Below are 13903 nucleotides of genomic sequence, written 5' to 3' on the forward strand. Positions count from 1 at the left end.
CGCGCGGATGTTCGCGCGGCTTTTTTTGCTGCGCTCAACCCTGCGAACGGCTGTCGGGAAGGTCGGCAAAGTCGTCGCAGCGATCCAGGCCCTGCATCACCTGAAACAGCGCCTCGGGCGGACGCACCAGCTTGCGCGATGCCAGGTCGAGCCAGCCGACTGTTGAACTGACCCGGGCCGCCAGCGTCCCTTTTCGGAAGAACTCGTTGCGGATGATCATGCGGCTGCCATCGTCCGACCGGCCGGCCAGCGCCATCGTCACGCCGACCTCGTCGAGCAGGTGGAATTCGCGGAAGTAGGTGACTTCATCCTTCATCACCACCGGGCCGATTTTCAGGCGCATGAACTCGGCCATGGGAAAGCCGTGGTCGGCGAAGAACATCATGCGCACATCGGCCGATTTGTCCAGGTAGGCCGTGTTGCGCATGTGGGCGTTGAAGTCCATGTCGCCCCATCCGGCGACCAGCGTTTTTTGGTACATGCGATGCTCCTTGTGTGAATCTACGTTGCAGGGCCGGCCGGGGCCGGCCCGCTCGGGCGCTAGCTGGCCAGCGCCGCGATCTTCAGGCCGAGCACCTCGACCGCTTCAATCTGCGGCTGGCGCACGAACAGTGCGTCGGCGTTCGCCATCAGGGCCTTGGCAATCGGGCCGCCCAGGTGGGCCTGGCGCGCCGCTTCCGTTTCGAACGCGTCGAACACGCCGAATACGCGCTCCGACAATTTCAGGGCAAACCAGAGCGGCGTACTTGCCTCCTGATTTGCCATGTCCAGGGCCGCGCTGAGAAATTGGGCGACTTCCGCTTCCTTGCCCGGACGTGCTTCGAAACGGGCCAACAGCGCGTGCTTGATCATAATGGAATTCCTTTTTGTCAGGTTGGTCGCGAAGTGCGATGAACAGACTTTACAGACGGGACCGGCACGGCGATACTGGCTCGATTGACATCTTTAGTATCGATCCTGCCATGAATATTTGCGTGCTTGTTCTCGAAGGCGTCTTCGATACTGGTCTTGCCACCGTGCTCGACGCCTTCACCACCGCCAACGAGCTCGCTGCCCTGCGGGCGGTGGCGGCGCCGCCGTTCCGGGTCACGCTGGTCGGCATGCGGCCCCAGGTGACCAGCGCCCAGGGTTTCGGCATTCCGGTGCTGGCCAGTGCCGCTTGCCCGGTGCCGGACCTGGTGATCGTGCCGGCGCTGGGATACAAGATGCCCGAGCCGCTGGGGGCGGCACTGGCACGTCCCGACGTGGCCGATGCCTGCCTCGCGCTGCGGCGCTGGGCGGGCGGCGGCGCGCGCATCGCGGCGGCCTGCATCGGCACCTTCGTGCTGGCCGAGAGTGCCCTGCTGGACGGCCACGAAGCGACGACGACCTGGTGGCTGACACCGTTCTTCCGCCAGCGCTATCCCGGCGTGCGGCTCGACACCGGCCGCATGGTCGTCAGCTCCGGCCAGTTCCTGACCGCCGGCGCGGCCCTCAGCCACCTCGACATGGCGCTCTGGCTGATCCGCCAGAGCAGCCCCGAACTGGCTGCGCTGGTGGCGCGCTATCTGGTCGTCGACAGCCGTCCGTCGCAGTCGGCCTACATCATCACCGACCACCTGGCCCATGCCGACCCGCTGGTGGAGCGCTTCGACCGCTGGGTGCGCGCCCGCCTCGACCAGCGCTTCAGCCTGGAGCTGGCGGCCAGCGACCTTTCCACCAGCAAGCGCACGCTGGCGCGTCGCCTGCACGATGTGCTGGGCAAGACGCCGGTGGCGTATGTGCAGGACCTGCGCATCGAAAGCGCGGTACATCTGCTCAAGACCAGCAGCACCAGTGTCGAACGGATCGCGGGGATGGTCGGCTACGCCGACGGCGTGACCTTGCGCACCTTGCTGAGGCGGCGGTTGGGAAAGGGGATACGGGAACTGCGAGCGGCCTGACCGGTGGCGCGCTGCGGCATGCGCGGTGGTGAAGAGCCCCGGCGTGGCCGGGGCGGCATCCTTACCAGCTGGCCTGGAAGGAGTTGACGTTGAACTTCGGATTGCCCGTGATGGTGCGGGTATCGACGAATTCGAAGGAACCCATTTGAATGCGCTGCAGCTGCGAAATGGTGTCCGGGCTCCAGTTTGCGCTTGGTTCACCGGTGACGAAGGCATTGCTGCCGATGTCGGCCACGTACACGCCATACCGCTTCATCGCCGTGGCGATCGCGCGTGCCTGGGTGTTCCAGCTGGCCGGAATCACGAAGTCGCTGCGCAGGCGCATCAGCGCGCCGAACGGAATGCCGTTCGCGGTCGCGCCACCGGCGTAGTGGGTGGCTGGCCAGACGAACGATCTGGCCAGCACGCGGTCGGCGAAGGTGACGCGCAGGGCGTGGCGCACCTCGCCGCTCGACGCTTCATCGGCGCGCATCAGCAGCGGCAGGATCGGCAGGCCGGCGGCATCGGCCGAGGTCCAGGTTTGCGGGCGCATCTGATTCGATTTGAGGTTCCACGCGGCGGTCGAGTAGGCGTGCCACTGGCCCTTGACCTTGTAGGTGAAGTAGCTCTCCCACAGGCGGCAGGCGTTCTTTTCGACCACCAGCACGTGGCGGTCGCCGCACTGCTGCGGATCGTTGCAGTTGCCGTATTCGGCCTTCACCACGTTGTCGTTCGGGTAGGGGAAGCGCTGGCTCGCGGTGGGTAGCGCGCTGCAGCCGCGCGTGAGCGTGTGGGCGGCGTCGGGCGCGGCGCAGTCGCTTTCGTCCGGCACGCCGTCGCCGTTGCCCGAGTTGGGATCGGTGATCGCAAACGAGACGCGCGGCCAGGTGGTGGTGCCGGCGTCGACCACGTTGTAGGGAATGCCGTAGTAGGTGGAATAGTCGGCCTGGTTGACGTTGCGGCCGAAATCCATGTGCAGCGCGCGCGTGTTGCCGACGCTGTTGATCCAGGCGTCGCTGCGGGCATGGGTGGGGTAGCGTACCAGGTCGTCGATGCGGGTGTTGAAGACGGCGGTGGCGGGGAACATCTCGCAGCCGGCGATGGAGGGGCCGGCCGTTGGTGTCGGTGTTGGTGTTGGTGTTGGTGTTGGTGTTGGCGTTGGGGTCGGTGTGGGTGTTGGGGTCGGCGTCGGCGTCGGCGTCGGCGTTGGCGTGGTGCTGCTGCGGAAGGTCAGCATGGTGCTCGCCGATGCCGGTGGATCGCTGCGGTAGGTGGCCGTGACGGTCACCGCGTTGTTCGGCGGCGTTGCCAGCGGGGCGAGGTATTCGCCGTTCTGGGAGTTGATGGTGCCGACCGTCGCGTTACCGCCGGGGATGCCGTTGACCGAAAAGGCCATCGACTTGCCGACGCCATCGAGCTTACCGACGAACCAGACCTTGCCGCCGAGAGGGAAGGGGTTTTTGCCATTGTGTTCAATGGTGACCGTGGAAGCGAAGCCGGGTGCGGCCAGCAGCACGCTGCAAAGACCGCCCCAGGCGAGTGTGTGAGTTAATTGCATGGATTCTCCAGTTGAAAAGTAAAGGCACAAGGTCCTCGTGCCCAATCTCGCCATTCCGGCCAACGCCTTCGTCGTGCCCGCGCAGGCGGGAATAAGGAGGGCGTAGGAACGGCGAGGGCGCGCCCACGATAGTTCACGCGTCATTACGTATCGATTACCAATATCCATTTCGTTGTTGTTTTGGCACGCCTATTGACTGCCTGTACAGAACAGGGCAAGACTGCGATACTGGCGCGCTAGCCCCTCTTGCCGGTCCCCTTATGTCTTCGTTGCGCTTGTCGCTCGCAGCCTTCCTGCTTTGCCTGCTGTGCCCCGTTGCATGGGCGGCGGCGCCGGAGCGGCTGCGCTTCGAGCAGCTCAACCCCGCGCTCGGCTTGCCGCAATCGTCGGTCACCGCCATGCTGCAAGACCGCGACGGCTTCATGTGGTTTGCCGGGCAGGGCGGCCTGACCCGCTACGACGGCTACCGTTTTCTCACCTTTCGCCACGACCCGACCGATGCGACCAGCATCTCGGATAATTCGGTGCAGGCGCTGCACGAGGACCGCGCCGGCCAGCTGTGGGTTGGCACGCGCAACGGCCTGCAGCGCTTCAATCCGCGCAGCGAAAACTTCAGCGCCTACCCACCGCGCGGCAGCAAAGCCGATTATCTCGACGTGCGCACCATCGCCAGCGATGGCAAGGGCATCCTGTGGATCACCACGCGTTCGGGGCTGGTGCGCCTGGACGGCGCCACCGGCGAGCTTGCGACCGAGCGTCACGATCCGGCCAATCCGCACGCGCTGGGCGCGGACGATGTCACCGGTCTGGCGTTCGACGCCGGCGGCGGCCTGTGGATCGGCACCCAGCAGGGCGTCGACTATCTGGCGCCGGGTACGCGCCATTTCACCCACTTTCGCATCGACGACAGCGCCGTGGATGCACTCAAGCGCAACGCGGTGCGTACGCTGAGAATCGACCGCGCCGGCACGCTGTGGGTCGGCACCGCACTCGGCCTGGAAGCCTGGCGGATCGCGGCCGGCGCCCCCACCGCGCGGCGCCGCTTCGGCAGCGCCGAGGGCATCAACCCGGGCGCCGTCACCGCCCTGTTCGAGGATAGCCACGGGACCTTGTGGGCGGGGACCCAGACCGACGGCCTGAAACGCTGGGATGCCGGGGCCGGACGCTTTGCCGCGTTTGTTCACCAGAGCGGCAACCCGGCCAGCCTGGCCGATAACTACGTCGCCAGCCTGTTCGAAGACCGCGCCGGCATCCTGTGGGTCGGCACCTGGTTCGGCGGCGCCAGCCGGGTCGACCTGAACGCAGGCGGCTTTCGCCATGTACTCTCGGGCGCTTTGAGCAATAACAAGATCAGCGCCATCCTCGGGGACGGTCCGGGCTCGGTGTGGCTGGCCACGCATGGCGGCGGTGTCAATCGCTACGATCTGCAAAGCGGCCAGACCACGGTGTATCGTCACGATGCGCGCGTGTCGCACAGCCTGAACGACAACATGGTCACCGCGCTGGGACGCGACCACCAGGGCCAGTTATGGGTCGGTACCCGCAACGGCGGCTTGAGCCGCTTCGATCCAGCCAGCGGGCGCTTTACGCCACGCGCGTTCGCAACCGGGGATGCCTTGAGCGACTTCATTCAGGCGATCGTGCCGGACCGCGCGGGCATGCTTTGGATTGCATCGCGCGGCGGCCTGCACCGGCTAGACCCGCGTACCAACCGGGCCACGACCTTCCGCCACGATGCCGCCAGCGAGACCAGTGTCTCGGATAACTTCATCTGGGCGATCCTCGAAGACACGCGCGGCCGCCTGTGGGTGGGAACGTCGAACGGGCTTGACCTGTTCGACCCGGCCAGCGGACGCTTTCGCCATGCGCGCCACGATAGCCGTGACGCGGCCAGCCTGATTCACAATCGCGTCTCCTTCCTGCACGAAGCGGCCGACGGCACGCTGTGGGTCGGCACCGGCGGTGGCCTGAGCCGGCTGGTGGCGGACAGCGGCGGCAAGCTGCAGTTCAAATCCTACGCGCGGCAACTAGGGCTGGCCAATCCGGCGGTGGACGGGATTCTGGAAGACGACAATGGCCATCTGTGGATCAGCAACGACGGCGGCATTGCCGACTTCGCTCCGCGCAAGGAGACGTTCCGCAACTACACCAGCCGCGACGGCATGGCCGAGGGCGACTATTTCGTCGGCGCGGCATGGCGCCAGCCGGATGGCACCATGTTCTTCGGCAGCTTCAATAACGGTTTCACGATGTTCGATCCGCGCGAGGTACGCGGCAACGACCGCGCGCCGCCGGTCGTGATTACCGATATCCAGATCTATAACCAGTCGGTGCGCAGCGGCCCGGCCCCAAACGGCTTCGTGCTCGATGCGCCCATCCACCGTGCGCGCCGGGTGGTGCTGTCGCACACGCAGTCGGTGTTTTCGTTCGAGTTCGCGGCCCTGCATTTCGCCGACCCCCAGAGCAACCGGTACGCCTACCAGCTTGAAGGCGTCGACCGCTCCTGGGTGGCGACGGACGCGGGCAAGCGCTTTGCCACATACACCAATCTGGATCCGGGCAATTACGTTTTCCGGGTCAAGGCCAGCAACAAGGACGGCGTATGGAACGAGGCCGGCGTGGCGCTGGCGATCACGATCACGCCGCCGTTCTGGAAAACCTGGTGGTTCCGGCTGGCGGCAGGCTTGTTCGTGCTGGCGGGCGCCTACGCGGTGCACCGCATCCGGGTGCGTGTTCTGCTTGGACAAAAACGTGAACTGGCGCGCCAGGTGGCCGCGTCGCTGCAGGGTTTGCAGAACGCGCAGCAGCAGCTGGTGCTGCATGAAAAAATGGCGTCGCTGGGCACCCTGAGTGCCGGCATCGCGCACGAAATCAATAACCCCAGCAACTTCGCCCATGCCGGTGCGCAGGTGCTGGCGACGGAGCTGGAGCGTTTCCGCGCGTTCCTGCTGGCGCTGGCCGGGGCCGACGCCGACGCCGCGGTGACCGATAGCCTGAATGCCCGCGTCGATGCGCTGATTCGCCAGAGCGCGACCATCCTGGAAGGCACCTCGCGCATCCGCGACCTGGTGCGCGACCTTGGCACGTTCGCACGGCCCGACGAAGGGGCGATGACGACCGCGCCCGTCGGCCCCAATCTGCTGGCAACGGTGCACCTGGTGCGCACCCTGTATGCCAGCGTGGCCGATATTACCTGCGTGCTGGCGGCCGACCCGCCGCTGGCGTGCTGGCCGGCGCAGCTGAACCAGGTGTTCATGAACCTGATCGTCAACGCCTGCCACGCCATCGAAGACAAGCAGCAGCGCAGCGGCGACTTCACGCCCGGCGTGCTGGCCATCAGCAGCCGGGCCGACGCGGCGTGGCTGTACGTCGACTTCGACGATAGCGGCAGCGGCATCGACCCGGCCGTCATCGACCATATCTACGAGCCGTTTTTCACCACCAAGCCGACCGGGCAGGGCACCGGTCTTGGCCTGTCGATTTCGTTCGGCATCGTGGAGCGCCATGGCGGCAGCTTGACGGTGCGCTCAACGCCGGGACAGGGCAGCTGCTTCACGGTCAGGCTGCCGCTGCCCGCGTGATGCCGGCGCTTACTGCGCGCGCAGCAGATACGGCGAGAGCGTCACCGTGGCATTGTTGGCGGCGCCGCGATGGTTTTCATAGATGCGGCCACGTTCGATGGTGTAGAACGAGTCGACGTAGTCGTCATCGTTGCTGAACCAGCCCGCGGGCATGGCTTGCAGGATCGCCGTGGCGACCTGGCCGATCACCGCGTACGAAGGTGCAAACACGCCGAGGATCGCACTGACGCTTTGCGACAGGGCCACCGCCAGGTCCTTGTAGTTGGTGTTGTCGTCATGCTCGAACAGCTGGATGTTGGCCGCGCCGTAGCGGTAGCTGCTCCAGAAGACCATGATCTGGTTCGGCGTGTAGGCGGTGCCGGCGTAGTCGAGGTAGGGCATGTCGACCACGCTCAATTCGGCCTTGGCCTGGTCGGGCTGCACGCCGGAGACGATGGCAAAGACTTCGGCCGCCCCCGAAACCCAGCTCTCCTGGCTGTTGGCCAGGCTGACGCGGTCGAGGCGGGTGGTGTCGATATCGCCGGTGGCCATGCTGGAAGCGGTCTTGGGCGCGATTTTAGGCGGGGCCGATTGCAGGCCGGCGGCGCGCAGGCTGCGGTTCACGTAGGCCATCCCGGCGCGCATGTCTTCGCGCGCGTTGATGCCGACGATCAGGACCGGCATGGCGGGCGGGGTACGCGCATCGAGCAGCTGCACCTGGCCCAGTTGGTCGAAGGCTTCGACGTCGCTCCATTCGGAGCGCTTGCCTGCCGGCGCGTAGGCGACCAGCAGCTTGCTCATGTCGGGCCGCGCGGCGGCGTCCTGGCCGCGTGGCACGTAGAGCCGCACTTCGAGCAGGTTTTTGGAGTCGCGCGCGATGGCCTTGTGCTCGCGCACGCGCTGGTCGAGAAAGCGCAGCTTGTCGGCGCTGGCCCTGGTCTGTGCGCTCGGCTGGCGCACGTCGTCGAGCAGGGTGTCGAGCATGACCGCCTTGTCTTCGCCGGCGAGACGCTTGTCCAATGCCCTCGCGAACTGGGGGTCGCCCAGCATGCGCGCCACGTTCCAGGCGCTGAAACGCTTGGCCTGGTCGACCAGTGCGGTCTGGCCGCCGCGCGGTTCGTGGTAGTCCGCGCTCAAGCGGTCGGCCGCGATGACGGGCGCGCTTGCGCTTCCCGCCAGGACGATGGTGAGTAATGCTTTTTGAATAAACTGCATGCCTGCTCTCCGTTTCTTGTTGTTGAAGGATGCTGTAAATACAGCATCGACAACATTAGCATCGGACGCGCTGGCTGACGCGCAGTTTTTTCCGTCTGTATTTGATCCGTAAGCTCAGGCGGCCGAATCGAAACAAATCACGACCCTGAGGCCAGGTCCAGCGCTGGCGCTTGCCAGTGAAACGTCGGCGCGGTGCTGGGCCGCTACCTCGCGCACGATGGACAGGCCAAGGCCGGTGCCCCCAGGGTTGGTTTCGAGCGCGCCAGACGAGCGGTAAAAGGGCGTGAAGACCTTTTCGCGCTCGTCGTCGGCGATGCCGCAGCCGCTGTCCTCGACGTCGAGCTGCACCCTGGCGCCATCGACCCTGACCCGCAGCGCTACCTTGCCGCCCGCCGGCGTGTAGCGGATCGCATTGTCGACCAGATTGGTCACCAGTTCATGCAGCATGAGTTCCTGGCCGTCGACCAGCGCGTCGTCGGCGGCGTCGAGCGACAGGTCGATCTGTTTTTGCACGGCCGGCAGCGCCATTTCCAGCCCGACCTGGCGCACGATGGCGGTAAGCGAGACCGGCGCCATGCCGGCCGCCTCGCTGCCATGTTCGACGCGCGCCAGCGTGAGCAGGCGGTTGGCCAGGTGGACGGTGGCGTCGGTGGTGGCGGCGATCGAGCGGACGATCTCGCGCATGGCGGCCGGGTCGTTTTCGCGCAGGGCCAGTTCGGCCTGGGTCTTGAGCACCGTGAGCGGGGTGCGCAACTGGTGCGAAGCGTCGGCGATGAAGCGGCGCTGGCTGGCGATCAGGTTGTGCATGCGCGACATGGTGCCGTTCATGGCAGCCACCAGCGGGCGCACTTCCTTGTGCACCAGCGCCTGGTCGACGTCGGACAGGTCGTTCAGGGCGCGGTTCTCGACTTCGATTTTCAGACGCATAAGCGGCCGCAAGACCAGGCGTACCGCAAACCACACCAGCGAGGCGACCGCCAGCACCATCACGGCCTGGCGCAGCAGGGTGTCGAGCAGGATCTTGCGCGACAGGCCGCGGCGCGCGTCGAGCGTTTCGCCGACCTGGATCAGGGCGATGCCGCGCATCGAATCGTCGTACACCGGCTGCAGCAGGGCGGCGATGCGAACCTGCTCGCCGTTGTAGTCGGCGTGGTAGAAGCGCACCAATGCCGGATAGGCTTCCGAACGCGGCACATTGGCCGGCACCGGCGGCAGGTCGTCGAAACCGGACACGGTTTCGCCGTCGATGCCGCTGACCTTGTAATAGATGCGGCCCAGGGTATCGGTCTCGAAGCTGTCGAGGGCGACGTAGGGCACGTCGGCCACCACCTTGCCATCCTTGATGGCGACCCGCTCGGCCAGCGCGCGGGTGGACGCCAGCAGCGAGCGGTCGTAGGCCATGTCGGCCGCGTCGAGGGCGTTGTCGTATACCGATACCGCGTTCAGGGCGACCAGCAGCGCCAGGGGAATGAGCAGCCAGCGCAGCAACTGGCTGCGCAGGCTGCCCAGCGGCGCGGCGCCGAACTTGCTGCGCATGGTGGCGTACAGCGGGGCCATTTCAGGAGGCGGCGTCGCGTGGCTGCAGCAGGTAGCCGATGCCGCGCAGGGTGGTGATGGCGGCGGCGCCGTCGTGGGCGCGTTCGAGCTTCTTGCGCACGCGGTGGATGTACAGCTCGATGGCGTCGAGATTGGCGTCGTCTTCGAGGGCAAAGACTTCGTCGAACAGTTTTTCCTTCGATACCGCGCGGCCCGGCCGGGTGATCAGGGCTTCGAGCACCGCGTGCTCGCGCGGGGTGAGGGCCAGCGCCGCGCCGCCGTACGAAAACATGCGCGTCACGGTGTCGAAACTGAGCGCGCCGCACTGGTGCACCAGAGCTTCGCTGCCCTGGCTGCGGCGCAGCAGGGCCTTGACCCGCGCTTCGAGTTCGGTCAGTTCGAACGGCTTGGCCAGATAGTCGTCGGCGCCCAGGTTCAGGCCCTGGACCCGCTCTTCCAGGCCGCCGCGCGCGGTGAGGATCATCACCGGGGTCTTGGCGCGCGCGCCGCCCCGGGCGCGCAGGCGGCGCAGCACATCGAGGCCGTCCATCTTGGGCAAGGTCAGGTCGAGGATGACGAGCGCGTAGTCCTGCGTGTGCAGCAGGGCGTCGGCGTCGGCGCCGTTGACGGCGCATTCGACGCTCAGGTGGGCGTCGCGCAGGGCCTTGGAGAGCCAGTGCGACAGTTCGATGTGGTCTTCAACCAGGAGTATTCGCATCGGGGCAGTGTAGCCCTAAGCGCGCAAAAAAGCTCGGCCGGTGTGGTCCGGCCGGTACAGATGAGCACTGAAAGCCAATTGAAAGGATGGCGAACATATAGTGGGACCCGAAGCACCCGTCATACATAAAACATAAAAACTCAGGAGACAAGAATGAAACCATCCGTGCTTACGCTCGCGCTGGCGGCCGCCCTGTCGGCAGCCGGCGCCGCCCAGGCCCAGTCCAGCGTGCAAATCTATGGCCTGATCGACGCTGGCGTCGATTACACCACCAACACCAACGCCGCCGGTGACAATGCCACCCGTGTCATCTCGGGCGGCAAAAACACCTCGCGCTGGGGCTTGCGTGGCAACGAAGACCTGGGTGGCGGCCTGAAAGCCGTTTTTGGCCTGGAAGGCGGAATCCTGATGGATACCGGCGCGGCCGACGGCGCGCTGTTCAAGCGCCAGGCGTTCGTGGGCCTGGACGGCAGCTTCGGACGCGTGGTGGTAGGACGCTCGTTCACCACCACCTACGACTTCGTGATCCTGTTCGACCCGCTCGGCTATGCGCCGAACTACTCGTGGGCGACTTCGTCGAATGCCACCGGTTCGTCCAAGTACGGCATGACGACCGCCTTCGACAACCTGATTAAATACTCGGGCAAGAGCGGCGACTTCAAATACGGCGCGACCATCGGCCTGGGCGAACAGGCAGGCAGCAGCGCCGACAGCCGCAAATATGCGGTGGCCGGCTCCTGGACGCGCGGCAGCTTCGCGGCGATGGCGGCGTACGAGCAAATCAACGCCAACACCTTGGCCGGCACCGGCCGGCGCGACGAAACCACGGCCTTTCACGCGGCGGTCGACTACAAGACCAGCCTGTTCCGCCTGACCGGCGGCGTGCGCGACTACACGCTGGAAGCGGCCAAGGCAGCCACGCCGGACGTACGCGCCACCACCTGGTGGGGCGGCGCCAGCTACTTCGTCACGCCGGTGGTGACCCTGACCGGCGCCGTCTACTACGTCAACGTCAAGAACGTGGCCGCCAGGACGGACGCCGATCCGGTCATGTACGTGGCGCGCGGCCTGTATGCGCTGTCCAAACGCACCGACCTGTATGTGGCCGCGGCTTACGCCAAGGCCGACAACGGCAAGCTGGTGGGACTGTCGCGCGACGATGCGGGCTTCGGCACGACGCAAAAAGGACTCACGGCCGGGATCCAGCATCGCTTCTGATGCGTATTGCATGACTGGCGGGGCTATCATGGTTATTCGATCGCCGCGCCCGACTGGAGAAGCCACCGCCATGAAAACCCTGCTTTCCACCCTGATCGCCTGCGCCGCCCTGCATGCCTCGGCCGCCGAATGCATCGTGCCGTCCAAGCCGGGCGGCGCGATGGACCTGACCTGCAAGCTGGCGCGCGAAGGACTCAAGGGCGAAGCCGCCGCGCCGGCCCTGCGCCTGTCGTACCTGCCGGGCGGGATCGGCGCGGTTGCGTGGCACTCCATGGCGGCCCAGCGCGGGAGCGAGAAAGACACCCTGGTCGCGTTTTCGGGCGGTTCGCTGCTCAATCTCGCGCAGGGAAAGTTCGGCAAGGCCAGCGCGAACGACGTGCGCTGGGTCGCCGCCCTGGGCGCCGACTACGGCATGATCGCCGTGCGTTCGGATTCGGCCTTCCGCAACCTGGCCGACTTGCTGGACGCCCTGAGGCGCCAGCCGGAAAAGGTGCTGATCGGCGTGTCCGGCACGATCGGCAGCCAGGACTGGATGAAGATGGCGCTGCTGGCCCGGGGCGCCGGGATCGATCCGAAGGTGCTGCGCTTCGTGGCGCTGGAAGGCGGCGGCGAAGCCTTTACCGCGATGCACGCCAACCACGTGCAGGTGGTGTCGGGCGACGCCTCGGAAGCGACCCTGTACGCCGGCGCCGGCAAGGTGCGGGTGCTGGCGGTGCTGTCGGAGCAGCGTTTGCCGGGCGTGCTGTCGCTGGCGCCGACCGCGCGCGAGCAGGGCGTGGACGTGGTGTGGCCGATCATCCGCGGCGTGTGGATGGGGCCCAAGGTGGCGGACGCCGTATACCAGCGCTGGGTGGGCAGTTTCGACCGGATGACATCGAGTCCCGATTTTTCCCGCTTGCGGGCGGCGCACGGGCTGTATCCGTTCACGCTCACCGGACAGGCACTGACCGATTACATCCACAAGGCCGTCGCCGACTACAACCGGCAGGCCAGGCAATTCAAGCTGATTCGCTAAACAAAACAACAATCTGGAGACAATATGACTATCAAACGCACCCTTATCGGCGCCACCATCGCGGCTACCCTCGCCGGCAGCGCCTTCGCACAGGTACCGGCGGGCTATCCGGCCGATTACCAGAAGATTATCGACGGCGCCAAGAAGGAGGCCAAGCTGGTGATCTACTCGGCCACCGACAGCAAGGCCGCACAGCCGCTGATCAAGGACTTCAACGCCATGTATCCGGGCGTGACGGTCGAATACAACGACATGAATTCGACCGAAGTGTACAACCGCTTCATTTCGGAAGCGGCCGCCGGCGGCAATACGGCCGACGTGGTGTGGTCGTCGGCGATGGACCTGCAGATGCGCCTCGCGTCGGACGGGCACGCGCTGCAGTACAAATCGAACGAAGCGGCCAAGCTGCCGACATGGGCGGTGTGGAACGACAGCGCTTACGGCACCACGTTCGAGCCGGCCGCCATCGTCTACAACAAGCGCCTGCTGGCCACCAATGAAGTGCCGCGCACGCACGCCGCTTTTGCCGCCCTGATCAAGACCGAGAAGTTCCGCGACAAGGTGACCACCTACGACATCGAAAAATCGGGTGTGGGCTTCATGTTCATGACCCAGGATGCGCGCGAAAATCCGCAGTTCCTGGATCTGGAAAATGCGTTTGGCGTGGCCAAGGTGCGCGTGCAGTCGTCCACCGGCACCATGCTGGAGCGGATTTCGTCCGGCGAGAACCTGATTGGCTACAACGTGCTCGGTTCCTACGCGCTGGTGCGCGCCAAGACCGATCCGTCGCTGGGCGTGGTGCTGCCGGCCGATTACACCCTGATCATGTCGCGCGTCCAGTTCATCAACAAGGCCGCAAAGCATCCGAACGCGGCCAAGCTGTGGATGGATTACCTGCTGTCGGTGCGCGGCCAGACGATCATCGCCAACGATTCCAAGCTGTTCGCGATCCGCTCCGACGTCAAGGGCGAAACCACGTCGGCGGAACTGATCAAGATCATCGGCGAGAAGAACGTCAAGCCGATTCCGGTGCATCCGATCGTGCTGCAGTTCCTGGGACCGGCCAAGCGCATGGCCTTCCTCAAGCAGTGGAAAGAAACCGCAGGCAAGAAGTAACGGCGGGTAACAGCGCCCAGGGCGGGCGTGCCCCGCCCACCCTCATTATCCCAAGATCGGACCTCA

Annotated in this window: 11 protein-coding genes; 5 read left to right on the top strand and 6 right to left on the bottom strand. The window is 65.8% G+C overall.

The features are described from left to right. Window positions 1-34 precede the first annotated feature (34 nt). Together RBA40_RS28595 and RBA40_RS28600 are read right to left on the bottom strand one after the other, a co-directional pair. Window positions 35-481, bottom strand: a complete 447-nt coding sequence (locus RBA40_RS28595) for a thioesterase family protein (protein WP_306651880.1) — start codon at window positions 479-481, stop codon at window positions 35-37. Window positions 482-540: 59 nt separating this feature from the next. Beyond that, window positions 541-852 (bottom strand): putative quinol monooxygenase, encoded by a 312-nt coding sequence (locus RBA40_RS28600; RefSeq protein ID WP_306651882.1) that lies wholly within the window; start codon window positions 850-852, stop codon window positions 541-543. A 110-nt stretch (window positions 853-962) separates the two neighbouring features. On the opposite strand from RBA40_RS28600, the gene RBA40_RS28605 reads away from it, so the two are divergent. Then, on the top strand, window positions 963-1922 hold the full coding sequence (locus tag RBA40_RS28605; protein WP_306651884.1) for a GlxA family transcriptional regulator: 960 nt from the start codon (window positions 963-965) through the stop codon (window positions 1920-1922). A gap of 61 nt (window positions 1923-1983) precedes the next feature. Here RBA40_RS28605 and RBA40_RS28610 read toward each other — a convergent pair whose 3' ends face one another. Then, window positions 1984-3459 (bottom strand): hypothetical protein, encoded by a 1476-nt coding sequence (locus RBA40_RS28610; RefSeq protein WP_306651885.1) that lies wholly within the window; start codon window positions 3457-3459, stop codon window positions 1984-1986. A gap of 260 nt (window positions 3460-3719) precedes the next feature. Here RBA40_RS28610 and RBA40_RS28615 point away from each other — a divergent pair, with 260 nt between their 5' ends. Then, on the top strand, window positions 3720-7040 hold the full coding sequence (locus RBA40_RS28615) for a two-component regulator propeller domain-containing protein (protein ID WP_306651887.1): 3321 nt from the start codon (window positions 3720-3722) through the stop codon (window positions 7038-7040). 9 nt (window positions 7041-7049) lie between these two features. Here the strand turns inward: RBA40_RS28615 and RBA40_RS28620 are convergent, their stop codons facing one another. From RBA40_RS28620 to RBA40_RS28630, 3 genes are all read right to left on the bottom strand, one after another. Next, complete coding sequence (locus RBA40_RS28620; RefSeq protein ID WP_306651889.1) at window positions 7050-8234, bottom strand: DUF3103 family protein; 1185 nt, start codon at window positions 8232-8234, stop codon at window positions 7050-7052. Between the two features lie 114 nt (window positions 8235-8348). Then, the gene (locus RBA40_RS28625) at window positions 8349-9791 is read right to left on the bottom strand and encodes a sensor histidine kinase (protein ID WP_306651890.1); all 1443 of its coding nucleotides are present in this window, start codon (window positions 9789-9791) and stop codon (window positions 8349-8351) included. A 1-nt stretch (window position 9792) separates the two neighbouring features. Next, the gene (locus RBA40_RS28630) at window positions 9793-10488 is read right to left on the bottom strand and encodes a response regulator (RefSeq protein ID WP_306651891.1); all 696 of its coding nucleotides are present in this window, start codon (window positions 10486-10488) and stop codon (window positions 9793-9795) included. 153 nt (window positions 10489-10641) lie between these two features. Between RBA40_RS28630 and RBA40_RS28635 the strand changes: the two genes are divergently transcribed. From RBA40_RS28635 to RBA40_RS28645, 3 genes are all read left to right on the top strand, one after another. After that, window positions 10642-11706, top strand: a complete 1065-nt coding sequence (locus RBA40_RS28635) for a porin (RefSeq protein WP_306651893.1) — start codon at window positions 10642-10644, stop codon at window positions 11704-11706. Window positions 11707-11776: 70 nt separating this feature from the next. Then, entirely contained in the window at window positions 11777-12721 is a 945-nt protein-coding gene (locus RBA40_RS28640; protein ID WP_306651894.1) for a tripartite tricarboxylate transporter substrate binding protein, read from the top strand. 24 nt (window positions 12722-12745) lie between these two features. Beyond that, window positions 12746-13837, top strand: a complete 1092-nt coding sequence (locus RBA40_RS28645; RefSeq protein ID WP_306651896.1) for an ABC transporter substrate-binding protein — start codon at window positions 12746-12748, stop codon at window positions 13835-13837. The last annotated feature ends 66 nt before the right edge of the window (window positions 13838-13903 follow it).

It is taken from the genome of Massilia pseudoviolaceinigra (genome assembly GCF_030846505.1).
GTDB classification, from domain to species: Bacteria; Pseudomonadota; Gammaproteobacteria; order Burkholderiales; family Burkholderiaceae_D; genus Telluria_A; species Telluria_A violaceinigra.